The sequence below is a fragment of the Nocardia arthritidis genome, assembly GCF_011801145.1.
In the GTDB taxonomy this organism is placed as follows: Bacteria; Actinomycetota; Actinomycetes; order Mycobacteriales; family Mycobacteriaceae; genus Nocardia; species Nocardia arthritidis_A.
Window position 1 is genome coordinate 87510 of sequence record NZ_CP046172.1, and the last position, 26891, is coordinate 114400.

28 protein-coding genes and 1 pseudogene are annotated in these 26891 nt (G+C 67.2%); 11 read left to right on the forward strand and 18 right to left on the reverse strand.

The genetic code is table 11. The annotated features are described in order from the left end of the window. Position 1: 1 nt before the first annotated feature. Both F5544_RS00395 and F5544_RS00400 read right to left on the reverse strand, forming a co-directional pair. Positions 2–1120: a hypothetical protein gene (locus F5544_RS00395; protein WP_167471325.1), complete on the reverse strand. Its 1119-nt coding sequence runs from the start codon at positions 1118–1120 to the stop codon at positions 2–4. Between the two features lie 85 nt (positions 1121–1205). Beyond that, complete coding sequence (locus F5544_RS00400; protein ID WP_167471326.1) at positions 1206–1778, reverse strand: dihydrofolate reductase family protein; 573 nt, start codon at positions 1776–1778, stop codon at positions 1206–1208. Between the two features lie 500 nt (positions 1779–2278). Between F5544_RS00400 and F5544_RS00405 the strand changes: the two genes are divergently transcribed. Next, positions 2279–3178 (forward strand): cutinase family protein, encoded by a 900-nt coding sequence (locus F5544_RS00405; protein WP_167471327.1) that lies wholly within the window; start codon positions 2279–2281, stop codon positions 3176–3178. Positions 3179–3254: 76 nt separating this feature from the next. Here the strand turns inward: F5544_RS00405 and F5544_RS00410 are convergent, their stop codons facing one another. The 4 genes from F5544_RS00410 to lysX all read right to left on the reverse strand — a co-directional run bounded on the left by F5544_RS00410 (position 3255) and on the right by lysX (position 7927). After that, positions 3255–3524, reverse strand: coding sequence for a hypothetical protein (locus F5544_RS00410; RefSeq protein ID WP_167471328.1), 270 nt, complete (start codon positions 3522–3524; stop codon positions 3255–3257). A 111-nt stretch (positions 3525–3635) separates the two neighbouring features. After that, the gene (locus F5544_RS00415) at positions 3636–4253 is read right to left on the reverse strand and encodes a histidine phosphatase family protein (protein ID WP_167471329.1); all 618 of its coding nucleotides are present in this window, start codon (positions 4251–4253) and stop codon (positions 3636–3638) included. A 45-nt stretch (positions 4254–4298) separates the two neighbouring features. Further along, on the reverse strand, positions 4299–4547 hold the full coding sequence (locus F5544_RS00420) for a hypothetical protein (RefSeq protein WP_167471330.1): 249 nt from the start codon (positions 4545–4547) through the stop codon (positions 4299–4301). Between the two features lie 59 nt (positions 4548–4606). Beyond that, positions 4607–7927, reverse strand: coding sequence for a bifunctional lysylphosphatidylglycerol synthetase/lysine--tRNA ligase LysX (gene lysX / locus F5544_RS00425; RefSeq protein ID WP_167471331.1), 3321 nt, complete (start codon positions 7925–7927; stop codon positions 4607–4609). A gap of 145 nt (positions 7928–8072) precedes the next feature. Here lysX and F5544_RS00430 point away from each other — a divergent pair, with 145 nt between their 5' ends. Then, positions 8073–8294: an RNA-binding S4 domain-containing protein gene (locus F5544_RS00430; RefSeq protein ID WP_167471332.1), complete on the forward strand. Its 222-nt coding sequence runs from the start codon at positions 8073–8075 to the stop codon at positions 8292–8294. A 70-nt stretch (positions 8295–8364) separates the two neighbouring features. On the opposite strand, the gene rraA is transcribed toward F5544_RS00430, so the two are convergent. From rraA to F5544_RS00465, 7 genes are all read right to left on the reverse strand, one after another. Then, positions 8365–8853 (reverse strand): ribonuclease E activity regulator RraA, encoded by a 489-nt coding sequence (gene rraA / locus F5544_RS00435; protein ID WP_167471333.1) that lies wholly within the window; start codon positions 8851–8853, stop codon positions 8365–8367. A 65-nt stretch (positions 8854–8918) separates the two neighbouring features. Further along, positions 8919–9284 (reverse strand): DUF5313 family protein, encoded by a 366-nt coding sequence (locus tag F5544_RS00440; RefSeq protein WP_167471334.1) that lies wholly within the window; start codon positions 9282–9284, stop codon positions 8919–8921. A 53-nt stretch (positions 9285–9337) separates the two neighbouring features. Further along, a complete protein-coding gene (locus F5544_RS00445) occupies positions 9338–10279 on the reverse strand; it encodes a CopD family protein (protein WP_167471335.1) in 942 nt (313 codons plus the stop codon). Then, on the reverse strand, positions 10280–10828 hold the full coding sequence (locus F5544_RS00450; RefSeq protein ID WP_167471336.1) for a copper resistance CopC family protein: 549 nt from the start codon (positions 10826–10828) through the stop codon (positions 10280–10282). Then, positions 10825–11484: a YcnI family protein gene (locus tag F5544_RS00455; protein ID WP_167471337.1), complete on the reverse strand. Its 660-nt coding sequence runs from the start codon at positions 11482–11484 to the stop codon at positions 10825–10827. Before F5544_RS00455 ends, F5544_RS00450 begins: the two co-directional genes overlap by 4 nt. A gap of 59 nt (positions 11485–11543) precedes the next feature. Continuing rightward, entirely contained in the window at positions 11544–12053 is a 510-nt protein-coding gene (locus F5544_RS00460; protein WP_167471338.1) for a hypothetical protein, read from the reverse strand. Between the two features lie 4 nt (positions 12054–12057). Then, positions 12058–12699, reverse strand: a complete 642-nt coding sequence (locus F5544_RS00465) for a DUF6474 family protein (RefSeq protein WP_167471339.1) — start codon at positions 12697–12699, stop codon at positions 12058–12060. A gap of 223 nt (positions 12700–12922) precedes the next feature. Here F5544_RS00465 and F5544_RS00470 point away from each other — a divergent pair, with 223 nt between their 5' ends. The 3 genes from F5544_RS00470 to F5544_RS00480 all read left to right on the forward strand — a co-directional run bounded on the left by F5544_RS00470 (position 12923) and on the right by F5544_RS00480 (position 17689). Next, complete coding sequence (locus F5544_RS00470; protein WP_167471340.1) at positions 12923–14632, forward strand: TM0106 family RecB-like putative nuclease; 1710 nt, start codon at positions 12923–12925, stop codon at positions 14630–14632. A gap of 116 nt (positions 14633–14748) precedes the next feature. Beyond that, entirely contained in the window at positions 14749–16722 is a 1974-nt protein-coding gene (gene htpG / locus F5544_RS00475; RefSeq protein WP_167471341.1) for a molecular chaperone HtpG, read from the forward strand. Positions 16723–16870: 148 nt separating this feature from the next. After that, positions 16871–17689 (forward strand): class I SAM-dependent methyltransferase, encoded by an 819-nt coding sequence (locus tag F5544_RS00480; protein ID WP_167471342.1) that lies wholly within the window; start codon positions 16871–16873, stop codon positions 17687–17689. Positions 17690–17741: 52 nt separating this feature from the next. Here the strand turns inward: F5544_RS00480 and F5544_RS00485 are convergent, their stop codons facing one another. Further along, on the reverse strand, positions 17742–18509 hold the full coding sequence (locus F5544_RS00485) for an SDR family NAD(P)-dependent oxidoreductase (protein ID WP_167471343.1): 768 nt from the start codon (positions 18507–18509) through the stop codon (positions 17742–17744). A 174-nt stretch (positions 18510–18683) separates the two neighbouring features. Between F5544_RS00485 and F5544_RS00490 the strand changes: the two genes are divergently transcribed. Together F5544_RS00490 and F5544_RS47385 are read left to right on the forward strand one after the other, a co-directional pair. Beyond that, positions 18684–19562 (forward strand): SDR family NAD(P)-dependent oxidoreductase, encoded by an 879-nt coding sequence (locus F5544_RS00490; protein WP_167471344.1) that lies wholly within the window; start codon positions 18684–18686, stop codon positions 19560–19562. A gap of 145 nt (positions 19563–19707) precedes the next feature. Next, positions 19708–19764: pseudogene (locus F5544_RS47385) on the forward strand (hypothetical protein); the annotation flags it as partial. A 376-nt stretch (positions 19765–20140) separates the two neighbouring features. On the opposite strand, the gene F5544_RS00500 reads toward F5544_RS47385, so the two are convergent. From F5544_RS00500 to F5544_RS00510, 3 genes are all read right to left on the reverse strand, one after another. Further along, positions 20141–20938: a TMEM165/GDT1 family protein gene (locus F5544_RS00500; protein WP_167471345.1), complete on the reverse strand. Its 798-nt coding sequence runs from the start codon at positions 20936–20938 to the stop codon at positions 20141–20143. 296 nt (positions 20939–21234) lie between these two features. Beyond that, positions 21235–21765 (reverse strand): peptidase, encoded by a 531-nt coding sequence (locus F5544_RS00505; protein ID WP_167471346.1) that lies wholly within the window; start codon positions 21763–21765, stop codon positions 21235–21237. Between the two features lie 162 nt (positions 21766–21927). After that, complete coding sequence (locus F5544_RS00510; RefSeq protein ID WP_167471347.1) at positions 21928–22551, reverse strand: superoxide dismutase; 624 nt, start codon at positions 22549–22551, stop codon at positions 21928–21930. A gap of 176 nt (positions 22552–22727) precedes the next feature. On the opposite strand from F5544_RS00510, the gene msrA reads away from it, so the two are divergent. Beyond that, positions 22728–23408: a peptide-methionine (S)-S-oxide reductase MsrA gene (msrA, locus tag F5544_RS00515; protein ID WP_167471348.1), complete on the forward strand. Its 681-nt coding sequence runs from the start codon at positions 22728–22730 to the stop codon at positions 23406–23408. Between the two features lie 73 nt (positions 23409–23481). Here the strand turns inward: msrA and F5544_RS00520 are convergent, their stop codons facing one another. Then, the gene (locus tag F5544_RS00520) at positions 23482–24093 is read right to left on the reverse strand and encodes a hypothetical protein (protein ID WP_167471349.1); all 612 of its coding nucleotides are present in this window, start codon (positions 24091–24093) and stop codon (positions 23482–23484) included. 550 nt (positions 24094–24643) lie between these two features. Between F5544_RS00520 and F5544_RS00525 the strand changes: the two genes are divergently transcribed. Genes F5544_RS00525 through F5544_RS00535 form a run of 3 tightly spaced genes read left to right on the forward strand, consistent with a single transcriptional unit; the run spans position 24644 to position 26805 of the window. Beyond that, entirely contained in the window at positions 24644–25003 is a 360-nt protein-coding gene (locus F5544_RS00525; protein ID WP_174867234.1) for a rhodanese-like domain-containing protein, read from the forward strand. Positions 25004–25024: 21 nt separating this feature from the next. Then, positions 25025–26041: a DUF4328 domain-containing protein gene (locus F5544_RS00530; RefSeq protein WP_167471351.1), complete on the forward strand. Its 1017-nt coding sequence runs from the start codon at positions 25025–25027 to the stop codon at positions 26039–26041. Beyond that, positions 26038–26805, forward strand: coding sequence for a glycerophosphodiester phosphodiesterase (locus F5544_RS00535; protein WP_167471352.1), 768 nt, complete (start codon positions 26038–26040; stop codon positions 26803–26805). The genes F5544_RS00530 and F5544_RS00535 overlap by 4 nt, the downstream gene beginning before the upstream one ends. The last annotated feature ends 86 nt before the right edge of the window (positions 26806–26891 follow it).

Below are 26891 nucleotides of genomic sequence, written 5' to 3' on the forward strand. Positions count from 1 at the left end.
GCTATGACAATGTCCGGCGAGCACTTTCGTAGCGGAGGGTGGCGGCGCGTATTTCTTGCACTGTCTCGGCGAGAATGCCGAATTCGCGGTGGGCGATGCAGGAGAGGCTGATCAGCGGGACCATCGTGTGCTGAAATGCTCGCGGCGTATTGGATCGGATCATCGGGACTCGGTTGTACATCGAATAGTCGGAGCTCGTATCCCCGATGTCCTGGTAGGCCCAGTGGCACGGCGCGTTTCGGATGAGCGTCTCACCCAGGTAGCGGACCGCGCCGGTCACGAAGGGATCGACGACCGTTGATTTGCTCCCTGACCAGCTCGGGAATCGGTCGAAGACGAGGGTTTCCAAGGTATGCAGGGAATCGATGCCGAAGTCGAAGGGGAAATCGCTCGGTAGGAAACGGATCCGCCAGTCGACCAGTGCCGGGACCATATCGGACAACCACCGGTCGAGGAAGATCTTGGCGGGTTCGGTCATGACCCGCCGATCCATCGCCATATACCACTCGAGCGAATCCGGTTCGGCAACAATGAGATTCCCATCCGATGGCGGCTCATCCGGGACGCCGTAGAAGTCGAGGCCGAACGCATTGCCGAGCGCGGCGGCCTGTTCGGGCGAGGCCAAGAGGTAGACGTCGTCCCCGAACCGACTGTCCCTGCGACGGATCTGGTGGAACATCCGCGGATCGTTGCCTCCGGGGTCCAGATCGTTGAACTGCTCCGACACCGACGCCAGGTCGACATAGTCGTCGGACTCGTGGTCGACATACCACCACATCGATTCGCCATTGCGCCGGAAATGCAGGTATTCATAGTCGTTCTCGATCCGCACCAGCGCGACATCGGAGACCACAACCGCGCCACCCGTGCAATCGACCACATCGTCTTCCAGCTTGGATCGGTAGTAATCCGCGACGTCGTCGACATCCTCACTGTGGATCGAAATGGCAATGCCGAACTCTGGAATCCAACCGATCACATTCTTTTCGTCCAGTTCCTCGTCCAAATGCTCCGCCCGCCACTTGGCGATTTCGGCTAGCACCGCCGCGGCCTTCTCCTCCGTCACCATGCCCAGCTCGATCAGCAGTTCGGCCAGCGCTCGGACGGTCCTTCTCGTCATGCCGCCCGATTGTGGCCCATACCTCCGACATGCCGAACCGATTGCGCCTGTGGACAATTCATCCACAGGCGCGATCGGTTGGGGACTACGCGACCGCGTAGCGGAGGTAGACGACCCCGTTGTCGAAGATGTTGGATTCGGCGAGGGTCGGGCCGAGGTTGCTCTTCGGGGCGAAAAGGGGTGTGCCGCCGCCTATTACGACCGGGTGGACGAAGACGCGGTATTCGTCGATCAGGTCTGCGGCGGCGAGCGAGTGGACCAGGACGGGGCTGGCGAAGATCATGATGGTCTCGCCGTCGGCGGATTTCAGGTCCTGGACGGCGGCGGTGAGGTCGGTGGAGATCAGCCGGGAGTTGTGCCAGTCGGCCGATTCCAGGGTGGTGGAGGCGACGACCTTGGCGACATTGTTGACCCAGTCGGCGTGTGCGAGGTCGCTCGCGCCCGCGTCCGGGTTGTCGGGCACCGCGCTCCAGTGGCCGTACATGCCGAGGTAGGTTTTGCGGCCGTACATCGCGGTGTCCACATCCCCGATGACATGTCCGGCGAAGGCGGAGACCTCCTCGGACATTCCGGGGAACGTCCATTCGAAGCCCATACCCTCGCCCGAATCGACATAGCCGTCGACGGTCATGTGCTCGAGGGCGACCAGTTTGCGCATGGTGATTTCCTTTCACAAGCGGTTGCAGGCTGCAATCACTCGTGTAGACGAGATGGTCCCGCGAAAGTCATCGCCGCCCGGCGATCAATCTTCGGCAGCCATGGCTCACCCGGTGAGCATCCTGATGTCCGGTCGCCGAGCTGATCGTGAAATCGCCTGCCCGGCTTTGCTATCCGTGTGCTGAGGGCTTGGACAACCCCTTAGGCCGTGATTTCAGCTAACTTTCAGCACACTTTTGGTCATGAAAACTGCTCTGGCCTAGGAGGTTTGGGCAACCGACGGAAATTGGACAGGACCGTGTGTTCGGATGGCGTCGGCACGCCCGAACACTTATTGTGTTCAGCGGCGTGCTGTTGATCTTGGCGTGTTCGCACGTCATCTCGCTGGGTTGGCAGAGTTAACCCGGTGTGCACTGGAACGACATCCGTCGAGTTCAGCATCATAGTGGCAACTTGTCGGGGCGAGTCCCTTGCGAGGGGCGAGGTTTGAACTGGAGCAGTATGCGGTTGAAGAAGATTGTCGCGGCTCTCGGTGCATCCGCGGCGTTGACATCTGGTTTGGTGTTCGGCACCGGATCGGCGAGTGCCGATTCCGGCTGCCCGAGTCTGTATGTGGTTGCCGTTCCCGGCACTTGGGAAACCGGTCACGACAAGAAGCCGCAGCCCGGCATGCTGGCAGGCGTCACGAACAACATGCCCGGTTCGGTCGACGTCGACTATGTGACCTACGCCGCCACCGCCTTCCCTTGGGAGGGTGACGTTTACGGCGCGTCGAAGAAGGAAGCCGTCGACAATGCCCGCGGCATGGCGGAGAACATGCTCAACCGCTGCGGCAACACCCGGCTCGCGCTGGTCGGCTACAGCCAGGGCGCCGATGCGGCGGGCGATCTCGCGGCCGAAATCGGCACCGGCGTCAGCCCGATCCGTCCGGAGCGTCTCGCCGCCGTCGGCCTGATCTCCGACCCGCGCCGCTCGCCCTCCGACACACAGATCGGCCCGTTCGCTCCGGGCGCCGGCGCCGGTGGCGCCCGCCCGGGCGGTTTCGGTTGGGTCAGCGACCGCGTTCGCACCATCTGCGATCCGCAGGACCTCTACTGCTCCACCGCGGACGACGATTTCGTCACCCGCTTCGCCGGCTTCCTGGCGCAGAGTTCGGAGGCGAACCCGGCCAACATCTGGCGCTATCAGCTCGAGCTCGGCTCGATCATGGGCGACCTGTTCGCGCACGGCGGTATCCCGACCCTGCAGTCGCAGCTGTCGGATTCGGCGAACGAGCAGCGCGCCAAGGATCTGGAGCACTTCTACAAGTCGCAGGCGCACACGCTGTACGGCAGCTACTCGGTGGGTGGCGGTCAGACGGCTGTCTCCTGGATGCACAACTGGATCGCCGGACAGGCCTGATTCCACCTAGTCGAAGGCCCCTCGCCCGGGGACTATCGGGCGAGGGGCCTTCGTCGTGTTTCGGCGCGAAAACCCGTCAGCCCGCGGATCCGGTGCCGGGCAGCGGCAGACCGGGAATCTGCCACTGATGGTCGTGGCGATGATGCCGACGGTGATGCCACCAGTTGTTGATATCTCCGGCCTGCTGCGGCGCATCCTGGGAGACCTGCACGACCGGAACGGACTGATCGGTGGCTGGCGCCTCGGCGGAGGCGGTGGCCGCGACGGCGGCGAGCGGAACGGCGGCCAGCGCACCCGCGATGGCGAAACGGACGGCCCGGCGGCGCAGCGATGTCTTCGACGACAACGGAATTCCTTTCTGTCAGACCGTGAGCCGCTGGTGCGGCGACCCACCGGTCTCATCGAAGTTTCCGTCGCTGGGACGCCGGTGCGACGCCCCTGGCAATCGACTGTGTGCCTAATCGCGCGCCGCGATATTGCGCGGCAACAGATCCCAGACGTGCCCGTTCTCGTTGATCGTCGCGGCGGTGCGGCGGCCGGTGCGGGAGAACAGGATTCGGGTGATCGAGCAGTAGTCGATCGGGAAGGTCAGCGGGCGGGCCAGGCCGAGCACGTCCTGCAGCAGCACGTTGATCACGCCGCCGTGCGCGAAAACCACGACGGTGTCGGCGGGTTCGGTATTCGCGGCGAGTTCGGCGACGGCGCCGAGCACCCGGCCGATGAACGCGGGCGCGTCGATCTGTTCCGGCAGGTGCCCGGATTTGATCCGCTCGTATACCGCGCGGAATTCGGTCTTGGCATCCTCGATCGGGATGTAGGCGGGCAGGTCGCGATCGTATTCGGCGAGATCGTCGACGATTTCGACGCCCAGGCCGAGTTTGGCCGCGAGCGGCGCCGCGGTCGCCGCCGCACGGCGCTGCGGACTGGCGACCACGCGGCGAATTCGATGCTGGCTCAACGCCGCGGGCACCCGCTCGGCCTGCTCCAACCCGATCGGTGCCAGCTCGGGATCGGCGATGCCGTCCGCGAGCACCGTCCGCAGCGGCTGCGCGTGCCGCACGAGAATCAACTGCACGGCACCACTCTGCCGCAGCGACGTGGCCGGTGCGTGGCCGGGCGGTTACTGCGGCGGCGTGTACTGACCCGACGGCGGAGTCGGCGGCTGCTTCTTGCGCACGATCAACCAGACGATCAACGCGATGATCCCGATGACGACGACGCAGCACAGGCCGCCGAGGAAACGGAACACTCCGCCGCCGCCCCGGCTGCCGCGCCGAGCCTGGTACTCCACCGCGGAGGCCAGCACATCCGGATTGGCCCACACCGAGGTGTCCACCAGGTGTGCGTTGGTGAGCAGATCAAGGTACATCGGGCAGTCCCATCTAGTAGCGGCCGGAACATCAAGCGTAGTCGCGGCATCCGGCTCGGTCAGCGCGGTTTCACCAGTGGGAACGGCAGCGTTTCGCGGATGCTGCGGCCGGTGATCAGCATGACGATCCGGTCGACGCCCATGCCGAGACCGCCGGTCGGCGGCATCGCGTGCTCGAGCGCCTGCAGGAAGTCCTCGTCCAGCTCCATCGCCTCCGGATCGCCGTTGGCCGCGAGCAGCGACTGTTCGGTGAGCCTGCGCCGCTGTTCGACCGGATCGGTGAGTTCGCTGTACGCCGTGCCGAGTTCGACGCCCCACGCCACCAGGTCCCAGCGCTCGGTGACGCCGGGGATGCTGCGGTGCGCCCTGGTCAGCGGCGATACCGAGGTCGGGAAGTCGATATAGAAGGTCGGTTCCTCGGTGCGCGCCTCCACCAGGTGCTCGTACATTTCCAGCACCACCTGGCCCGCATCCCAGCCGTGCTGGTACGGCACCTTCGCCTTCTCGCACAGGTTGCGCAGCGTCTCCAGATCGGTCGCGGGGGTGATCTCGGTGCCGAGCGCGTCGGATACCGCGCCGTGCACCGTCTTCACCGACCAGTCGCCGGAGATGTCCACCTGCTCGAACGACCCGTCCGGCTTGGGCCGCATGGCGACCATCGCACCGTTGGCGGCCAGCGCCGCATGCTGGATGAGCTGGCGGCAGATGTGCATCATCCGCTCGTAATCGCTGTGCGCCTCGTACGCCTCGAGGATGGTGAACTCCGGATTGTGGCTGAAGTCGACCCCCTCGTTGCGGAAGGTGCGGCCGATCTCGAACACCTTCTCCATACCGCCCACGCACAGCCGCTTGAGGTACAGCTCCGGCGCGATGCGCAGGTACAGGTCGAGGTCGTAGGCGTTGATGTGGGTGTGGAACGGAGCGGCGTTCGCGCCGCCGTGCACCTGCTGCAGGATCGGGGTCTCCACCTCGAGATATCCCAAGCCGTGCAGCGAATCCCGCAGCGAGCGCACCACCGCGCTGCGTTTGGCGAGCACCTCGCGGATATCGGTGTTGATCGCCATATCGACGTAGCGCTGGCGCACCCGCGCCTCCGGGTCGGCCAGACCCTTCCACTTGTCCGGCAGTGGGTGTAGGCATTTGCCGAGCATCCGCCAGTCGGCGGCGAGCAGCGAGAGTTCGCCGCGGCGGCTCTGGCCGATCTGCCCGCTGACCTCGATCAGGTCCCCGAGGTCGAACAGATCGCTGAACGCGCCGCTGCGTTCGGCGCCGACCCGGTCGCGGTCGATGACCAGTTGGATCTCGCCGGACCAGTCGCGCACCACCGCGAAGATGACACCGCCGTAGTCGCGGATGCGCAGCAGCCTGCCGCACACCCGGACGGTGGTGCCGCGCGGTGAACGCCTGGCCTCGGCCACCGTATGCGTCGGCGGGTAGGCGACCGGATATGCCTCGACTCCGGTGGCGGCTAGCCGGTCCAGCTTCTCCATCCGCACCCGGACCTGTTCCGGGCGGCGCGAAAGATGTTCGGTGCCATCGGTTTCCGGTAGATCCGGCGCGCTGCCGTCGACCCGCAGGCCGGTGAGCGTCGGCGGTACCGCGCTGTGCAGGCCGGTGTGCACGGCGGTATCGGGCTCTTTGCCGAAGCGCGGCAGGAAGCCCTCGGCGAGTGCGCTGGCCACCGCGACCCGCGGCAGCTGCCTACGCTCCTCGAACAGGAAAAACCTTGGCACCCAATGCGGTTGGTATTTCACATTGGAGCGGTACAGCGCCTCCAGCTGCCACCAGCGGGAGAAGAACAGCAGCACGCCGCGCCACAGCCGCAGCACCGGCCCGGCGCCGATCCGGCCGCCCTCCTCGAATACCGAACGGAATACCGCGAAGTTCAGCGACACCTTGGTGATGCCGTGCTGATCGGAGGTCAGCGCCAGCTGGGAGATCATCAGCTCCACGGTGCCGTTGGGGCTCTTGGGATCTCGGCGCATCAACTCCAGCGAGACACCGGTCCGCCCCCACGGCACCATCGACAGCATGCCGAGCACCCGGCCCTGCGGATTCACCGCCTCCACCAGCAGGCAGTCGCCGTCGAGCGGATCGCCGAGGCGGCCGAGCGCCATCGAGAAACCGCGTTCGGTCTCGGTATCGCGCCACGCGTCGGCACGCGCGATCACCTGCGGGAACTCGTCGGCCGGAACCTCGCGGTGCCTGCGGATGCGCACCTCGATGCCGTGTTTGCGCAGCCGGTTCGCGGCCTGGCGGACCTGCTTCATCTCCGGACCGGCCAGCGAGAAAGCGCGGGTGTCCAGGATCGCCTCGTCGCCGAGGCGCAGCGCGGAAAGTCCGGCCCGGCGATATGCGGTGGCGCCGAGTTCGCTCGCACCCATCACCGCCGGGGCCCAACCGAATTGGTCGGCCTGGCGCAGCCACGCGTCGATCGCCTGCGGCCACGCCTCGCGGATGCCGATCGGATCGCCGCTGGCCAGGGAGACGCCGAGCTCCACCCGATAGGTGATGGCGGCCTTACCGCTCGGTGCGAACACCACCGCCTTGTCTCGGCGGGTAGCGAAATAGCCCAGCGAATCCTCGACATCGGACCGTTCCAGCAGACCCCGGATGGCCGACTCGTCGACGCCGGTCATCGCGTTCGCCGCGCGCTGCGAACGCAGCAGCACGATCACCGCGGTCAACAGCGCGATCGCGCCGAACAGGCCGAGCAGGAAGTTGACGAACGGTCGGGGGTGACCGTCGAAATGCTCGTTGTCCACCAGCACTGTCGCCGTCACTCGATACATCGCCCACAGCGGCCGCTGCACGCCGCTCGGCAGCGTCCCCGGGAACAGCTCGATCAGACCCCAACCGAACAGCCACCCGATGGCCAGCCCGGCGGCCAAGGTGCCCAACGCCTTCCACCCCGCACCGCGGCGCACCTTGGTGTAGAACTCGGGCCACGCGGCGATCAGCACGCCGATCACGGTCAGCTGGACGATCCCGGCGACCAGATTGTTCACATTGTGCGAGCCGAGGAATTCGGTCACATTGCCGAGACAGAACAGCCCCTGATAGCCGACGAGCAGCCACCAGGCAATCCGTTTGCGGCTCGCGGTCGCACCGGCGAGCAGACCGACCACCAAGGCCCACACCAGGCTGGTGTCCGGGGCGTCGAAGTAATACAGGTCGACATAGCGGCGCGGCACATGCGTCAGGAACCGCAACCCGGGCGAAAGACTCCACAGGAAACACAGCACCGCGAAAACGCCGAGCACCATCCCCGTGATGTGGGGTACCTCCCGCAGACGGCCGTGCCCGCGATGCGGGACCGGTGGTGTCGCCTTTTCGGGTGGTTCGGAGTCGGTGTGTTGCCGGGCTTGCGTGGAAGTCACCGCACCAGTGTGAATGTTGCCCCCGGTCTGTGTTCGCTTTGCCACCCCTTCACCGCGGCGTGTTCGCCTGTCCGAGCGTTCGCCGTGAGCGGCGAAGTAGGCCCGCGGTTTACCGATGACCTCGCGCACGGTAAGGATGTATGCCATGTCAGATCCAGTCGATGTGCCGATCGAAGACGACGTCATTCGACTCGGTCAGTTCCTGAAGCTGGCCAACCTGATCGATTCCGGTTCGGAGGCGAAGACGGTCATCGCCGCCGGCCTGGTTCGGGTGAACGACGAGGTGGAGGTGCGCCGGGGACGCCAGCTACACGTCGGCGACGTGGTCGCCATCGCCGGTCACAAGGCCAGAGTGGCTGTTGCCTGATTTGCGGCGTGCGGGGCCCTACATGGTTACGCTGCGCTACCGCCTCCGGGCCTGACCGCACGCCGCGGGGTTAATCCTCCGCGCGCACCACGACACCGTCGTGGTCGCTGTAGAGCATGTCGCCGGGTACGAAGGTGACGCCGCCGAATTCGACGGGCACATCCTTGTCGCCCGTTCCGGTCTGGGTGCTCTTGCGCGGGTTGGTGCCGAGCGCCTTGATGCCGATATCGAGCGTGCGCAGAATCGCCGAATCGCGGACCGCGCCGTTGACGATGACGCCTGCCCAGCCATTGGACACCCCGCGTCCGGCGATGATGTCGCCGACCAGGGCGGTGTGCACGCTGGCACCGCCGTCGACGACGAGCACCTTGCCCGCGCCCGGCTCGCTCAGCGTCTGCTTGACCAGGAGGTTGTCCTGGAAACAGCGGATGGTGACGATGCGTCCGGAGAATACCTCGCGGCCGCCGAACTGAATGAACTGCGTATCGCAGCTGCGGATGTCGGGGCCGATCTCATCGGCCAGATCGGCGGTGGCGACAACGTTCGCGTTTTCGGTCACTCCGTTATTTTGCAGCGCCTGCGGCGCTGCGTGTTCGCGGCCCCTGGGGTCTCGCTGGCCGGTTGCTATCTGTGTCCGTACTGGGCCTGATAGCGGACCCGATCGCGTTCGCGAATCTTGTTGTGGTCGATCCAATTCGGATCGAGTCCGTGCTGAACCATGCGCCAGCGCCGCCACACGTAGCCGAGTGCGACGGTGAAGACGATCAGCGGGACGAGCATCATCACGAACATGCCGACCTTGAGCGGCAGCGGGCCCGGCAGCAGCAGGACCAGCGCGAGTAACGGGATGATGGGCACGAGGAACCGGACGAGATAGCGCTCCATGGCCCCGTGCCCGACGAGGTCGTGGATGACCCACTCGTGCAGCTCCGCCGGGAGCTCGCGGCCCAGATCGTATGCGATCCGCTGCCCTATGGTGGGAGTATTCATACCTCAAGGCTATGCCTGTGGTGCCGGTCATCGCTAGGTAGCCGGCGCAGCCCTCAGGCCGTGACGGCCAATGTCGCGGCCAGCCCGAACGCCACCGCCATCACCGTCACCTCGACGACGGCCCGGCGCAGCGAGTCCTCGGCGGCCATCCGGTGATCGGTCGCCCTCGGCACCCAGTCGCGCCGCCACCACCAGCCGAGGGCCAGCAGGCCGAGCAGCACAAGGGTTTTCGCGAGCAGGATGCGCCCGTAGCCGGTGGTCACCAGGGGAGGGAGGCCGTGAATCTTGATGAGCCCGTTGAGGATTCCGGTGAGCGCGACGGTGAGCACCAGCGGCAGCGCCACCGCCGAATATCTGGGCAGCGTCACCGCCCATTCGCCGCGGGTGCGCACCACCAGCGCCAACGCCATCAGCAGGCCGAACCAGGCCGCGGCGGCCAGCGCGTGCACCGCGCCGAGCACCGAACCGAACGGCTGCTGCGACATATGCCCGGTGATCGGCCGCAGCGCCAACGCGACCGCCGCGAACACCAGCACCAGATCGGTCGACGCGCTGTCCGGCCGCCGGAACGCCAGCGCCGAATATCCGGCCGCCGCACCGGTGCCGACCAGTATGGCGATCCCGATCTGCCCGCCGCTCAGATGCAGCAGGTACGTGCCGAATTCGGTGGCGCCGAGCCGCCGCACCGGGACCCCGACCACCTCGGCAGCCGAGCAGACCAGCACCCCGAATTCGGCGCCGCACCAGAGCCCGGCGAGTACGGCCAGCGGTCGCCATGCGGGTCGCAGCCGCTCGTGCAGCCGCGGCAGCGCGGCAAGGCCGAGCACCGTCGCGCCCACGCCGTCGGCGATCACCCGGACGACGGATTCGGCGGGCAGCCCCGCCGGGCGGGTCAGCAACCAGGCCAACCCGACCCCGCACAGTCCCGACGGAATCACCAGCAGCAGCGCCGATCCCGCCGGCGCGAGCCACCGGCGCTGCGGAACCTCTTTCACCTAGCCCTGCTTCGGCTTTCGGCTCCGCCCGGCCAGCAGCGCGAACGCCAGACCGCCGCCGAACAGCACCACCGCGCCGACGATGAAGACCCACAGCGGGATTCCGCCGGAGCTGTCGTCATCGGAGCCGGACTTCGCGTCGGCTTTCGGCCCCGGCGTGCCGTTGCCCGGTTTGCTCAGGGTGAAGGTCCTGGTGCCCTTCACCGGATGGCCGTCGGCGGAGGTCACCCGGTAGGCGATGGTGTACTGACCGGCCGGACCCAGCTCGCCGACCTCGATGCTGATGGTGTTCCCATCGACGGTCGGGCTGCCCTTGGACCACAGGTTGCCATCCGGGCCGACGACGGTCAGCGACGGAAAGCTGGTCTGCAGCGCCTCGTTGAAGCTGACGCTGGCCCGCGCCGGGCCGGTGTCGACGGTCGACCCGTCCGCGGGCACGCTGCCGGTCGGCGTCGAATGCGCCGCGGCCAGCCCGGCCGCGCCGATCCCGAAGCCGAGCAGGAACAGGCCCGTGACGGCGAGCGTCAGCAGTCGTTTCACGGTGGTCATGATCGCCTGTTCCGGATCACCGAGCCGAGCCCGAGCGCGAAGCCGAGCAGGCCGAGCGCAAGGCCGATGCCGCCGAGCCAGCGGGCGGTGGTGTCGGTGGAGTGGTGGTCGGCGGATGTCGTGACACTGGTGGACGACACCAACGCATCGCTCGACACCGGGGTCGAGGTCAGCGTCAGCGACGGCACCGGATGTTCGGGCTCGGATCCGTTGGGGCCCATGGGCTGATCCCAAGTGACCACCTTGCCGTCGCTGTAGGTCTGCTTGGCCGGGAAGGTGAGTTTGTCCTGCTTGGGCAGCGGGCCGAGCGAGACGACGAAGCGCTGGAACTGGCCGGGCGCAATACCGGTGGAGCCCGCGTCGGCGGTCCAGGTGATGCCGGTGATCTCCGACTTGTCGTTCTTGTCGACCTTCACCGACCAGCCCGGAATCGGTTCCGGCCGTGCGCTTTTCATATTCGGAATGGTGACGTTGAGCGAGGTTGTGCTCGCGGTGTCGGATTCGTCGGGCACCTTGAAGGTGGCCACCGCGTAGCCGCCCTGTTTGGCGCCCGGCGCGTCGACCGTGACGTGCGCGGCGGCCGTCCCGGCGCCGAGCAGCATCAGGCCCGCGGCGGCGACGGGCGCGCACAGGGCGCGCGAAAGCGAGAGGTTCATGGAATGGCTTTCTGTCCGAAGTGAATTGGTGCGCGCGAGCGCGGCGGCGATAGCCGCGCTCAAACGGACACCGGCGGCGCACGCGGACCGATCGCGCCGTTCGGATGAAAGCGGTAGTGCGGCACACCGGGATCCGCCCAGCGGCGGCGATCGACGACACGCGATCGGCGAGGTACCCCGAGCGCGACCCGAATGGCCTGGGAAACAACGGCATAGAGCCGCTCGGCGACCAGAATCAGTGCGGCGCAACAGAATGTCGCGACGATATGTGCGAACAGCATCGGCCCGGTCGGCAGCGACGATGAATGCGACTCATGGCCGAGCATTCCGGACAGCGCCACATGCCCGCCGAACTGACCGAGCGCCAGCAGCCCGAACACCGAACCCCGGCTCGCCGGGCGCAGACCCGCCGCCCCACCGGCCGCCGCCGCGACGAGCAGCAGCAGCGTCAGTTCGGCCGAATTCGGCAGTCCGCCACCGGCGGTGCCGTGCGCGGCGACGGCCAGCGCACCGACCGCGGCGCCGACCAGGCAGCCGCGCACCTGGCCGGTGGGCGGGCCGGGGCGCATCGGATCAGCGCACGCCGAGGCGCGCGAGCACATCCGCCTCTAGACCCGACAACTCGTTCGAGATCGAGGCGTGCACGGCGCGCCGCCGCGGTGTCGGCATCTGCTCGGCGGTCTGCACCGCGGCGGTCAGGCTGTTCAGCCGTTCCTTGGCGGCGGTGACGAACTTCTGCGCGTCGCCCTTTTCCGTGCCCTGCTCGCCGATTTTGCCAAGGGCCGCTTCGGTATTGGCGATGCGCGCCTGCAATTTGGCGCCGTGCCCGCTGAAATCGCCGAGCTGGTCGATGCCGATGCCGAGCTGATGCGCCCGCCGGGTATCGATCCGGCCGCGAATGAACGTCGCCGCCCGGTAGGCCAGCGGCGCGAGCACCGGGACCAGCACCCGCGCCACGCCGAGATACTTCTTCACCTGGCTCGCGCTGAACGGATCCCGCTCGGCCTTGGCCGCCGCCTTCAGCGCGGCCTTCTCCTCCGCCTGCAGGGTGGCGATCTGCTGCTTGGCGACCTTGCGGTTGGTCCGCGCCTCGGCGCGCTTGGCCTTGCGATCGTTCTTCGCGGTGAGTTTGGCCTCCAGCCCGGCCTTGTGCTTGAGGGCTTTCGCCTCGGCCCTGCGGCTCGGGCGCCGCTTGCGCTTCGTGAACAACCCCATCTCGAAGGCCCTCCGTAATGCCTGTCTGCCCGGTGCACGCGGTTTGCGCTCACCCTAGCCGGTCGACGGGCTCGACCGTGCGCAGGTGTGCTCAGTTCGGTTGTACCCCGTGCGTTACACCACCCGCCCCGGCCGGTCGCGGCGGCGATATCGATCCCGCCCCGGGACCGCGTTGTGTCATGCGGTTCACGGGTTTGTCGGGGGTGGGGACCATACTGCTTACGTGTATTCGGGTATTGATGACCGGGATGGTCGCGGCGACAACGGCGGAACCGACGAACGTTCGGCCGCCGTCGAACTCGCGCCGACGGCATACATCGATGCCCGCTCGCTGATCGGCTGCCGGCACCGCCTGCACCTGAACGCGACGCATCCGGACCTGCTCGCCGATGTCACGGAGGATGCGGGCGTGCGGCAGCGGCGCGAGGCCGCCGCGGCCCATCGGTCCCGGGTGCGCGATTCGCTCATCGGCGCCGATCCGGACGGCTGGGTGGTGATCGACCCGATGCTGCGCGCCGCGGACCGAGCCGCGGCCACCATGCTCGCGTGTGTCGAAGGGGCGCACCGCATTTGGGGCGGACTGCTGCCGCAGGAGCCGGATACCGGCCGTCGCGGCGGTTCGGAGATCCTGCTGCGCGACCTCGACCGCGGCGGATACATCCCGGTGATCGTGGTGAACCACAAGGTGACCGATCCGCGTCAGCCGGAACCGGCCGACTTCCACCCGCTCACCTCCGATCCGTATCACTGGGATCCACAACCGGATCCGCATCGCAAACTGCGGCAGCAGCCGCGCGATCAGCAGCGCCTCGCACACCTGTACCGGATGCTGCAGCGGCACGGCCTGGCCAGTCCGGCGCTGGTCGGCGGCGTCATCGGCTACCACTTCGACCGCATCCTGGTGCACGATCTCGGCCCCGTGCTCGCCGACTACGACCGCCGCTACGCGGACCGGATCGCGGTGGTGCGCGGCGAGGCGCCGACGGTTCCGTCGAAGGTGCCCGAATGCCGCCAGTGCCCGTGGTGGAACCGCAGCGTCGAGGGCCCGAGCTGCGAGGGCTGGCTCACCGAACACCACGATGTCAGCCTGGTCGCGCCCGGTTCGCGGGCCGAGGTGCTGCGCGGGCACGGCGTCGAGACCATCGAGGATCTGGCCGCGTGGTCCGCACCCGATCCCGACGACTGGCAGCACGGCCCGTTCGGCGAGGCGGTGGTCACCGCGCGCGCCTGGCTGGCGGGCGCGCCGCTGGTGCGCCGGGTGCGGCCGATCACGGTGCAGCGCGCCGACGTCGAGGTCGATGTCGATCTCGAGAGCTTCCAGGAGTACGGCGCCTACCTGTGGGGCACGCTGCTCGACGGGGTGTACCGCCCCTTCGTCACCTGGGATCCGCTGCCCACCGAGGACGAGGGCCGCTCCTTCGGCGAGTTCTGGACCTGGTTGATGACGGTGCGCGCGCAGGCCGCCACCGCGGGGAAAACCTTTGCGGCGTACTGCTATTCGCGCACCGCAGAGGACAAGTGGCTGTACGAGTCGGCCCGCAGGTTCGCCGGCCGCCCCGGCGTGCCCACCGTCGATCAGGTGCGCGCGTTCGTCGACGGGCCGGAGTGGGTGGATATGTTCCAGGCCGTCTCCGATCAGTTCATCTGCCCGAATGGCAAGGGGCTCAAGAAGATCGCCCCGGTGGCCGGATTCGCCTGGCGCGATCCGGAGGCAGGCGGCGAGGCGTCGATGAGCTGGTACCGCCAGGCTGTCGGCTACGACGGCCCGCCCGATCTGGGCCAGCGCACCCGGCTGCTCGAATACAACGAGGACGATGTGCGCGCCACCCGGGTGCTGCGCGAATGGATGAGCGAGCGGGCCGATGCCGAGGTGCCCGCGCTCGCCGATTTCGGACCGGGAGCGCCCGCCGAGGTTCCGCCCTCGGTCCGGTAGTCCGGCCGCCGCCCCCGCGCCTGACCCTAGGCTCTGTGTCGAAGTCCCATCGGCCACGGATGCATCCGGCCGGACTTCGACACAGGGCCTCGCACGGCGGCGGTACCATCGCGACCGTGACAGAGCACGTCGAACAACTCGAGTTTCAGGCAGAGACTCATCAGCTGCTCGAGCTGATGATCCATTCGGTCTACTCCAACAAGGACACGTTCCTGCGGGAGCTGATCTCGAACGCATCCGACGCGCTGGACAAGCTGCGGCTGGAGTCCTTCCGGGACAAGGATCTGCAAGTCGACACCACCGATCTGCACATCGAGCTGGCGGTCGACAAGGAGAACCGAGTTCTCACCGTCCGGGACAACGGCATCGGAATGTCGCGCGCCGAGGTGGTCGATCTGATCGGCACCCTTGCCAAATCCGGCACCGCCGAATTGCGCAGGCAGCTGAACGAGGCCAAAGCTGCCGCGGCGGCCAGCAATGTCGACCCAGCGGAGCTGATCGGTCAATTCGGCATCGGCTTCTACTCGACCTTCATGGTCGCCGACAAGGTCGTCCTGACCACCCGCCGCGCCGGCGAAACCGCAGGCACCAAATGGGAATCGGCCGCGGGCAGCTCGACATACACCATCGAGGAGCTGGCCGAGGCCCCGCAGGGCACCGCGGTGACCCTGCACCTCAAGCCGGTCGACGAGGACGATCACCTCTTCGACTACACCCAGGAGTGGAAGCTCCGGGAGATCGTCAAGAAGTACTCCGATTTCATCGCCTGGCCGGTCCGCATGCAGGTGGAGCGGACCGTCACCGAGGGTGAGGGCGAGGACAAGAAGGAGACGACGGTCCTCGAGGATCAGACCCTCAACTCGATGAAGGCGCTGTGGACGCGCCCGAGGAGCGAGGTCTCCGATGAGGAGTACAAGGAGTTCTACAAGCATGTCAGCCACGCCTGGGACGATCCGCTGGAGATCATCCCGCTGAAGGCCGAGGGCACCTTCGAATATCAAGCGCTGCTTTTCCTTCCGTCGCACGCGCCGTTCGATCTGTTCATGCGCGAGCACAAGCGCGGCGTGCAGCTCTACGTCAAGCGGGTGTTCATCATGGACAACTGCGAGGAGCTGATGCCGGAGTACCTGCGGTTCGTCAAGGGTGTCGTCGACGCGCAGGACCTGTCGCTCAACGTCTCTCGCGAAATCCTGCAGCAGGACCGGCAGATCCAGATGATCCGCAAGCGCCTGGTGAGGAAGGTGCTGTCCACGGTCAAGGATCTGCAGGGCGCGGACGATCAGGAGAAGTACCAGACGTTCTGGAAGGAGTTCGGCCGCGTCCTCAAGGAGGGCCTGCTGTCGGACTTCGACAACCGCGACACCATCCTGCAGGTGTCCTCGTTCGCCTCCACCAACTCGACCGATGAGCTCACCACGCTCGCGCAGTACATCGAGCGGATGAAGGACGGTCAGGACAAGATCTACTACATGACCGGTGAATCCCGGCAGCAGATCGAAGCCTCGCCGCACCTGGAGGCGTTCAAGGCCAAGGGTTTCGAGGTGCTCGTGCTCACCGACCCGGTCGACGAGATGTGGGTCGGTTCGGTGCCGGAGTTCGACGGCAAGCATTTCCAGTCGATCGCCAAGGGCGAGGTCGATCTGGAGACCGAGGAGGAGAAGAAGGCCTCCGAGACGCTGCGCGAACAGCAGGACAAGGAGTTCGCCGATGTGCTCGGCTGGCTCGGCAAGACCCTGGAGTCGAACGTCAAGGAGGTGCGCCTGACCTCGCGGCTCACCACCTCGCCCGCCTGTCTGGTCGGCGACGTCTTCGATTTCACGCCGCAGCTGGAGCGCATGTATCGGGCGTCCGGTCAGGCGCTGCCCGAGTCCAAGCGGATCCTGGAGTTGAACCCGACCCATCCGCTGGTCACCGGTCTGCGCGACGCGTACGCCGCGAAGAAGGCGGACGCCGACGCGGATTCGGCGCCCGAACTCGCGGAAACCGCTGAACTCCTTTACGGCACAGCGGTTCTCGCCGAGGGCGGCGAGCTGAAGGATCCGGCGCACTTCGCGCACATCCTCACCAACCGGCTCACCCGCACTCTCTGACGGGCGGCTGCGGCGGGGTGTGACGACCACCCCGCCGCATAACACCGACCGGTCGGAACGTCAAGCGCTACAGCAATATTCGGGTCGGTTTGTGGTTGCAAAAGGCGTCTCGCGGTTAGCCTTGGGCGGTCGAAAGGATCGCCAGCACATGTGCGCAAACCCGCTCGCCGTCGCCGAACCCTGGGATCTCGTGGCCGATGGCTACGCCGAATTCGCCCCGGCAATCATGCAGCCATTCTCGGCGCGCGCACTGGAATTCGCTGCGCTGACGGCGGATTCGCGCATCGTCGACGTCGCCGCGGGCACCGGCATGCTGAGCCTGCTCGCGGCGCCGCGGGTGGCCGAGGTGCACGCGGTGGACTTCTCGACGCCGATGATCGATCGGCTGCGCGCCGCGGCGCGCGCGGCGGGCCTGACCAATATCCAGGCCTCGGTCGGTGACGGGCAGGCGCTGCCGCTCGCGAGCGACCGGTTCGACGCGGCCTTCTCGATGTTCGGGCTGATGTTCTTTCCGGTGCGCGCCAAGGGTTTTGCTGAATTGTTCCGGGTGCTGCGGCCGGGCGGGACGGCCGTGGTGTCCAGTTGGGCTCCGGTGCTGGAATCGCCGCTGATGCGGTTGATGTTCGGCGCGGTGCACGCGGCGGATCCGGCGATCCAGGAACCGCAGCCGAACTATCTGAGCCTGGAGAATCCGGAGATCTTCGAATCCGAAATGCGCAGAGCGGGTTTCGAGGCCGTCTCGATTCAGCGGCACACCGGTTCGGTCGTCTTCACCGACGGGGACGACATGTTCGAGACCATCGCCCGCAGCAACGCGGCGCTGTTGCTGTTGCGCCGCCGGATCGGCGAGCAGCTGTGGGCCGAGCGCGCCGCCGTGATGCGGGCCTACCTGGCCGAGCACTACCGCCCCAACCATCCCCTTTCCACCACCGCATTCCTCGGCATCGGACACAAACCGGAGAGCTGAGACGACGAAGGCCGCCGCGCCCATCCGGTCGTGGCGGCCCTGTTCGATCGGTTTAGCGCGGCGCCATACGCAGCGCGCCATCCATCCGGATGGTCTCGCCGTTGAGGTAGTCGTGCCGGACGATGTACTCGGACAGCTGGGCGTATTCGTCCGGGCGGCCGAGCCGGGACGGGAACGGAACGCCTGCCTCGAGTCCCTTGCGGTATTCCTCGGTGACCCCGGCCAGCATCGGCGTGTCGATGATGCCGGGCGCGATGGTGTTGACGCGGATGCCGAACTGCGCAAGATCGCGCGCGGCGGGCACGGTCATACCGTGCACGCCACCCTTGGAGGCCGAGTAGGCGATCTGGCCGATCTGGCCCTCGAACGCGGCGACCGATGCGGTGTTGATGATGACGCCGCGCTGGCCGTATTCGTCGACGGCGTCGGTCTTGGCGATGGCGTCGGCGGCCAGCCGCATGACGTTGAAGGTGCCGAGCAGGTTCACGGTGATGACGGTGCGGAACAGCTCCAGATCGTGCGGGCCGTTCTTGGACAGGATGCGCCCGGCCCAGCCGACGCCCGCGCAGTTGACGACGATGCGCAGCGGCGTACCGGACTCGACCACCCTGGCGACCGCGGCGCCGACCTCGTCACCGCTGGTGACATCGGATGCGATCAGTGTGACGCCGGCGGGCACGCTGTCGCCGGCCCGCTCGATCGACTGCGGCACGTCGAGGCCGAATACGGTGGCGCCCAGATCGGCGAAGCGCTTGGCGGTGGCGGCGCCCAAACCGGATGCGGCTCCGGTGACTATGGCGGCGGAACCCGAAATCTCCACGATGGTCCTCTCATTCGTGACAGCCAGTTGGCCCTTCGTCAATTGCACCCTAACGGGCACCGTCGACGAAGTCGTCCGCAGACCCGCGCACGGCTGGGGCGAAGATGGCGGACCTTCCGGAGGACCGGAAATTTATTTGCGAACATATCTGTTCACAGGTGGTACCGTCCAGCTATGACGTTGTTGTCCCGGGCGACCGTAGCCGGGCGCAAAATCCTGATCACCGGTGCGGCGCGGGGGATCGGTGCGGTGCTGGCCAGGCAGCTGTACGCGAGCGGGGCGCAGGTGGCGCTGCTGGGGCTGGAGCCGGAACTGCTCGCCGAGGTGGCGCGCGAATGCGGTGACGCACCGTGGCGCTACTGCGATGTCGGCGACCTGACCCAGGTGGACCGGGTAGTCACCACTCTGGTCGCCGAACTCGGCGGGCTCGATGTCGTCGTCGCCAATGCCGGTGTGGCCAGGCAACTTCCACTCATCGGCGGCGATCCGCGGGTGCTGGAGGAAACCCTCGCGGTCAATGTGCTCGGCGTCTACTACACGCTGCGCGCCGCCGGACCGTATATCGGCCACCAGGACGGCTACGCGCTCATCGTCTCCTCGCTGGCCGCCGCGGTGAATCTGCCGCTGGCCGGCGCGTACAGCGCGTCGAAGGCCGCGGCCGAGGCGCTCGGCCACACCCTGCGCAACGAGATCCGGCACACCGGGGCCAAGGTCGGCCTCGCGTACTTCGCCGAACTGGATACCGAGATGACCACTACTGGTTTCGGCACCGCCGCCGCGCATGCCATCCTCGGCCGCGAGACGGTCTCCGGTGTCGCACCGCTCGGCCCCGCCATCGACGGACTCGAACGCGCCATCGCGCGGCGCAAGCGCCGGGTGGTCTCGCCGTGGTGGGTCGCGGTGGCGCTGCCGCTGCGGCCGCTGGTCCAGTTGGCGGTCGATTTCTCGCTGCGCCGCGGGGTGGCCCGGGGCCTCGATATCGCACGCGCCGAAGACGCACCCTTCACCACCGATCAGCCCGCGCGACCCCGCAGAATGGAACGGCCCGCCTGAGGCCGGGCAGTTCGGAAAGGGCGTGGAACAGATGACCGAATCGGGCAGCAACGCCCGCCAACTCCCGCGCGGCAGGCACGGACTGCCGCGCGAACAGGTGATCGCGTCGCAGCGCGAGCGGATCCTGGACGCGATGGCGGCCGCGATGGCCGAAAACGGTTACGTCGGAACGTCTGTCGCGGCGATCCTGAAACGGGCCGGTGTCTCCAGGGAGACCTTCTACGAGCAGTTCCGCTCGAAGGAGGATTGTTTCGAGGCCGCTTACGAGCGCGCCGTCGGCCTGATGCTCGGCCGCATCGCCGAGGCGGCCGACCCGCCCGCCGCCGAACCGGTCGCGCCATCCGACGATCCGGACCGGATCGAGCGGATCCTCGGCGCCTACCTCGACGGGCTGGTCGCCGAACCCGCCTATGCCAGGCTGTTTCTCGTCGAGGTGTACGCGGTCGGTTCGCGTGCGGTGGCCCGCAGGGCCGAACTGCAGGAGGCGTTCGTCGAACTGGTCTGCGATGTCCTCGGCGCCCGATCCGAGCAGCAGCGCTTCGCCTGTCAGACGCTGGCCGCCGCGCTCAGTTCGATGGTCACCGCGCGGATCGCGGCCGACGATCTGAATGGTCTTCGGGCGCTGCGGGAACCGCTGCTCGATCTGGTTCGGCGAAGTGGGGAGCTGTACGGGACGGCCCAGTCGCGTCCCGGTGTTGCCCTGCCATCCCCGAGCGTGCGCGCCTGATCATCAGCAGCACCGCACCGGCCAGCGCGGGCGCGAGGGCGGCGAGTCCGGCTGCGGCGAAGCCGTCCGGCCCCGCCGGTATCGCGGTGAGCAGCGTCAGCGCGCCGAAGTAGAGGAACAGCAGGCCGGAGCAGATCGCGATCACCCGCTCCGGAAGGTGTTTGCCGACGGCGATGCCGATCGCGATGGCCAGCCCGCCCGCCGCGACCATGCCGGCGACCGATCCGATCCAGATGCCGAGCCAGTTGTTCTTGGCGGCCAGCGCGGTGGTGGCGAACATGGTCCGGTCGCCGAGTTCGGCGAGTAGGAAGGCCGAGAGCACGACGACGAAGGCCGACCTGGTCGGCGGGGCCGCGGGTTCGTCCGCTTCCTCCTGCGGAGTCTGGACGACCTCCCGCAGGGTCCACAGCCCGACCACGATCAGGATGGCCGCCGCGAAGTAGGCGATGAGGTCGGTGGGCAGCGCCGCGCCGAGGAAATGCCCGACCGCCACCGCGATGAGGTTCACCCCGATGCTCGCGACCGTGATCGCGCCGAGCACCACCCACCAGCGGTAGCGCAGCGCGAAGGTCAGCGCCATCAGCTGGGATTTGTCGCCGAGTTCGGCGATGAACAGCGCGCCGAAACTCAGCAAAATCGTGGCGATCATGGTTGGGTGCTCCCGGGTCTTCGGCCTGTCGGCCGGAGATCTGGGTATGCCTCCGGCCGACAACTCGATGGTTGTCCTGGCCGAAGGTCTCGCCCACCGGATGGTCGCCGGTTCACACGGCCGGACCCGCAACCGGGTTCGGTGGCGGGTCAGTATGTCGACCGCATGATTGGGGGCTACTCCCCTTCGCTATCACCGACTCTACCCAGGGCCGTATTGTCGCGCCAACCCGTTGTTATCGAAATCGCAATGCGCGCAATAAGTTTGGCGATCCAAGCGCAGAGTTTCGGTTACCCTTACGCGGCCAGCAGCATGGCCAGAACCGCGGTGTCGGGATCGCTGATCGGGTCCAGGCCGACCCGGCTCACCAAAGACGTTACGGTGCCGTCGGATTCGGCCTCCGCCCAGGCCGCCCGATGCTCCAGCCCGAGATGCGGCACCCCGGGCAGCAGCACACAGCCCGATGCCGCGCCCGCGCACTCGGGCAGCGACGGCCGGGTTTCGGACGGCGGATGCAGCATCAGCAGGGCCGGTGGCACATGTTCGGCAAACCGTCCCGGCTCCACCGCCGCGTCGCCGAGCACCGGCCCTTCGGCCAGCACCAGGCCGACCGTGCCCGGTTCCGGATCGTCCGGCAATTCCTCGCGCACGCCGAATACGGTCGAGGTGACCAGCAGGCCGGGCAGCGTCGCGACCCGCACCGCGAGCACGAGGACCTGTGCCCATTCCTTGGTGGTATCCGGCCAGCGACCGGAGATGATGAATCCGCGCAACAGCCCGCGGGAATGGAACGGCGTGACGCCGATGGGTCCGTTCGTGTGCACCATGCCTCCCGTTGGGGGAACCGGGGCGGCCCTGCCCGTCCACTGATCTGTGGATTCCCGAATATGAATCAAGAATCACCTGGCACACAAGTACCAAAGAGTGCTAACAGGACAGACGAAAAGAGCCTGTGGACGAAATCCGTCCACAGGCTCCCTCGGGGTGTATCAGCCGAAGATCAGGCCCTTGCCCTGGCTGACGGCGCGGGCGAAACGCTCCTGCACGTCCTCCCAGTTGACGACGTTCCAGAACGCGGTGACGTAGTCGGCCTTCACATTCTTGTACTGCAGGTAGAAGGCGTGCTCCCACATGTCGACCTGCAGCAGCGGGATGATGCCCAGCGGCACGTTGGCCTGCTGGTCGTACAGCTGGAAGGTCAGCAGCTTCTGGCCCAGCGTGTCGTAGCCGAGCACGGCCCAGCCGGAGCCCTGCAGACCGTTCGCCGCGGCGGTGAACTGCGCGCGGAACTTGTCGAACGAGCCGAACTGATCGTCGATGGCGGAGGCCAGCTCGCCGACCGGCTTGTCACCACCGTTGGGGGAGAGGTTCTTCCACCAGATGGAGTGGTTCACGTGACCACCGAGGTGGAACGCCAGGTTCTTCTCGTAGAGGAAGATGGCGGCGTGGTCGCCGGATTCGCGAGCCGCCTCCAGCTTCTCCAGCGCGGTGTTCGCGCCCGCGACGTATGCGGCGTGGTGCTTGGAATGATGAAGTTCGTTGATCTGCCCGGAGATGTGGGGCTCCAGGGCGCTGTAGTCGTAATCCAGATCTGGCAACGTGTACTCGGCCACGATGTCCCTTCCTGTGTCGGGCTGCTCGCGCCTGTCGGTTCAAACGCGTACAGCCATCATTCGTACACCCGATGGGTACCAACCTGACCCCACACCCCAACATTCCGGGGAGGCTCATCTGTGGACCATGCCACGAACGGCGGGGCCGATCGATACCGCACGCGTAGCATCGAATCATGTCGTGGTACGACGATCTAGTCGGGCGGGTTCGCCTGCCCGAGCCGGTGATGGTGGCGCCGGAGCAGGCGCTTCCGGGCCGGCGGGATCCGCTCGTGGTACCGGAAAACCATTACGTGAACGGCCATTCCATTCGTCCGCCGTTTCCGGACGGCATGCGGGCGGCGATCCTCGCGATGGGCTGTTTCTGGGGCGCCGAAAAGGAATTCTGGGAGTTGGACGGCGTCTACACCACGGCGGTCGGCTACGTCGGCGGATTCACCCCGAATCCGACCTATGAGGAGGTTTGCAGCGGCCGCACCGGGCATACCGAAGCGGTGCTCGTCGCCTTCGATCCGGCGGTGCTCGACTATTCGGGTGTGCTGAAGCGGTTCTGGGAGAATCACGATCCGACCCAGGGCATGCGTCAGGGCAACGACCGTGGCACGCAATACCGTTCGGCGATCTTCCCGCTCGACGCGGAACAAGCCGAGCAGGCACACGCCACCGCGGCCGCCTTCGGTCAGCGGCTGACCGCGGCCGGGTACGGCGCGATCACCACCGAGATCACCCCGCTGCCGGATCTTTCGGCGTTCTACTACGCCGAGGGCTATCACCAGCAGTATCTGGCCAAGAACCCGGGCGGGTACTGCCCGGTGCACGCCACCGGCGTCAGCTGCCCGGTGGGGTCGGGTGCTTAACAGGTAATCCGTACGAAAATACCGCGCACCGCTCTCGGTGCGCGGTATTCGGTTGCGGGACAAGCGGTTTCGTCTAAAGCGAGGGCGGGATGCCGGGCTGCAGCATCCGCGGGTCGCCACTGTCGTGCGCCTGCCACCAGCGCACACCGCCCGCGACGAAGTCCTGCAGCGGGATCTCGCGACCGTTGGCGTCCTCGATGATGATGTTGTCGAACCAGACCCGCACATCCAGCTCGCGCGGATCGATGCCCTCCTCCTGGGAGAACTCCAGCACATGCGCGGAGACGTGCTGATCGATCAGGGTGTCGAAGCTGAGCAGCTCACCCCAGATCGCCCAGCCGCTGTCATCGATATCGATGAACTCCCAGCCGTGCAGCCTGCCGCCGCCGAAGCTGTGGATCGCGTCGGCGAGGCCGTCCAGTGTCAGCGGCAGCACCCGCGGGTCGACGTCGTCCCACTTCTGGATCCGCAACGATGCGGCAACCCGGCTGACACCGGCGAAGGTCAGGCTCACCCGATTGTGCTCCCGGGTGGACCCGTCCTCCTGAAGTGTCAAAACCTCCAGGTCGAGCCGGAGGCGGCGGCCCGGTTCGTCCACCTCCAGTCCTAGGCAGGTGGCCTCGGCCAATGCGGTGTTGAGGCCGTTCGTGTCCATTCCGTCGAGCAGACCCCTGGTCACGTTCATAGCGCCAGGCTACCGAGAACACCGCCGGGAGCCCGGTATTTCAGTTTTTCGCTAGTGTTCTCGTTTTTTTGTGGAACCGATCGAACCGTCCTGACGTCCAAGTAGGTATCGGACCCGGTGCGCCCGGGATCCGAGGTCGGCGGCGAATGAACGCTCCGGGATGACGAAGGAGGGGAGTCTCGGATCGCGCATTCGCCGCTCCCGGTTCGCCAGTCATCAGCTGACTCGCCGGGGGAGTCAGCTGATGAGCTGGTAGGCGGACGGTTCTTTTCTTCGCTACAAGTTTGCTTGTTGGTTAGAAACGGTGTGTCGCGCGCTGTTCGGCAGTCTGACCCTGTGGATCAGGTTGTGGATTATGTGGATAACTCTTACCTGGATATGCACAGCTGGCTGCGCAACGGGGAAGGGAGCCGGAAAGCTGCCCTGAAAACAGACCGTTTGTTGTGAAAATCCCCGAGCGGTATCTTTCCGGAAGGGCAGCAAACAGATGGCATGGCCCACACTTCCCGCAGCTGCCCACCCCGCCGTCAACCATGGCAGGATCGAAACCGTGACGAGCCCCGAAGTTCCCTCGGTGCCGGTCGACGCCGTACCCGCCGAGTTCGACCGAGCCGATCCCGCAGTACCCGCGATCCTGCTCGACGTGCGCGAGGACGACGAATGGGAACTCGGGCACGCGCCGGGCGCGATCCACATTCCGATGGTCGACGTCCCGGCCCGCACCGACGAACTGGACTACGACTCGGAGCTCTACGTCATCTGCAGGCAAGGCGGCCGTTCCATCCAGGTGGTCGAATATCTCACGCACATCGGTTTCGACGCGGTGCACGTCAGCGGCGGCATGGTGGCCTGGCAGCGGGCGGGCCGCCCGCTCGCTGCCGACGGCGACCGGCAGGCGAAGATCTACTGACCAAAGGAACGAGGTGCGCGGATGAGTACGGTGGTGCAGCCCTGTGCGCGCTGTGGCGCGCGCTGGGCCGTCCAGGGCGCGCCGATGCACTGGTGCCCGCGCTGCCGCGGCGTCCTGCTCTCGCCCGCGCCCATCGACGCACCGGCCGAGCGCCGCAACTATCGCTGGGTGGCCCGGCGGCCGGATCAGCGCATCCGCCGCGCGCAGGCCAAACCACGCGCGGCCGTCGGCACACCGCGGTATTCGGAGATTCCGCGCTGGGGTCTGCGCGATCAGCCGCCGTCGGCCCCGGCCGCGCCGCGGTGGCCGTTCGCCAGGGTGGCCGGTTATGCGGTCGCGCTGCTGCTGGCGACCGCGGGCGCGTTCGGCGTCGCGGTGCTGGCCGAGCTGGTGCGCTACCTGATCCTGCTGCGCAATCGCAGCAGGCTGATCAATCCAGCGCTCTTGACGGCATCGGACTGGTTCGTCAATGTCTCGGCGCTGCTCGCGCTCACCGTCGCGCTGGTCACCGCGCTGGCCGTCGCCGGATGGCTGATCGCCATGCGCCATCGCGAATTCGAGCGACGCGGGCAACGGGATTCGCGCCCCGCCTGGGTGCTCGTCGTCGGATGCCTTGTCCCGGTGTGGAATCTGATCTGGCCCGGCGTCTTCCTGACCGAGGCGCTCGGCGACAAACCCGATCCGCACGCGCTGCGCGCCATCCGCATCTGGTGGTGTGCCTGGGTGCTCGGCGCCGGGTTCGCGGTGGCCGCGGTGCTGTGGCACTTCCCGAATACCTTGCAGGCCAAGGCCGATGGGGTGGTGCTCACCATGTACACCGAGCTGATCGCGATCGCCGTCGCGGTGCTGACGCTGTGGGTGATGCGCCTGATCGACGGCCGGGACCTGCGCGGGCGCACCAGGATCGCGCGCCGCTGGGTGATCGCGGTCGATCCGATGACGCCCGTCATCGAGCCGGTGCGGCCGGGCGGTAGAAACGGGGAGGCGGACCAGGACGTCACGCGGACCCGTGCACAAGAGGAGGTTATGGCCAAGTGAGCCAGGGCAGTCGCGCACCGTTCGTCGTCGCGCATCGGGGGGCCTCGGCGGCGCGCCCTGAGCACACCCTCGCCGCATACGAGCTGGCGCTGCAGGAGGGCGCCGACGGCGTCGAATGCGATATCCGGCTGACCCGCGACGGGCACCTCGTGTGCGTGCACGACCGCACCGTCGACCGCACCTCGTCGGGCACCGGTCTGGTCAGCGAGATGACGCTGGACGAGCTGCGCGCACTCGACTTCGGCGCCGACGGCGAACCGGCTTCCGTGCTCACCCTCGCCGAACTCATCGCGCTGGTGCTGGATTGGCGCAGCAGGCCGACGAAGCTGTTCATCGAGACCAAACATCCGGTCCGCTACGGCGCACTGGTGGAGAACAAGTTGCTCGCCGAACTGCAGCGGTTCGGCATCGCGACCCCGGCCTCGGCCGACCATTCGCGCGCCGTCGTCATGTCCTTCGCGGCCACCGCGGTCTGGCGTATCCGCCGCGCCGCCCCGCTGCTGCCGACGGTCCTGCTCGGCGAATCCTCGCGCTACCTGGGCGGCGGCGCGGCGACCACCGTCGGCGCGACGGCCGTCGGACCGTCGGTGAAGACCCTGCGCGAACATCCGGACCTGGTGGACAAGGCCGCCGCCGCGGGCCGCGCCACCTACTGCTGGACCGTCGACGAACCCGATGACGTGAAACTCTGCGCGGATCTCGGTGTCAGCTGGGTCGCCACCAACCATCCCGGCCGCACCAAGGCACTGCTCACCCCGGCTTGATCGGCGTTTGCGCAAGTACCGGCGCGGGCGCGCTGATCCGCCGACGTGGCTTGCGGGACGCGGGCCGTCCACCATGTAGGTTGACC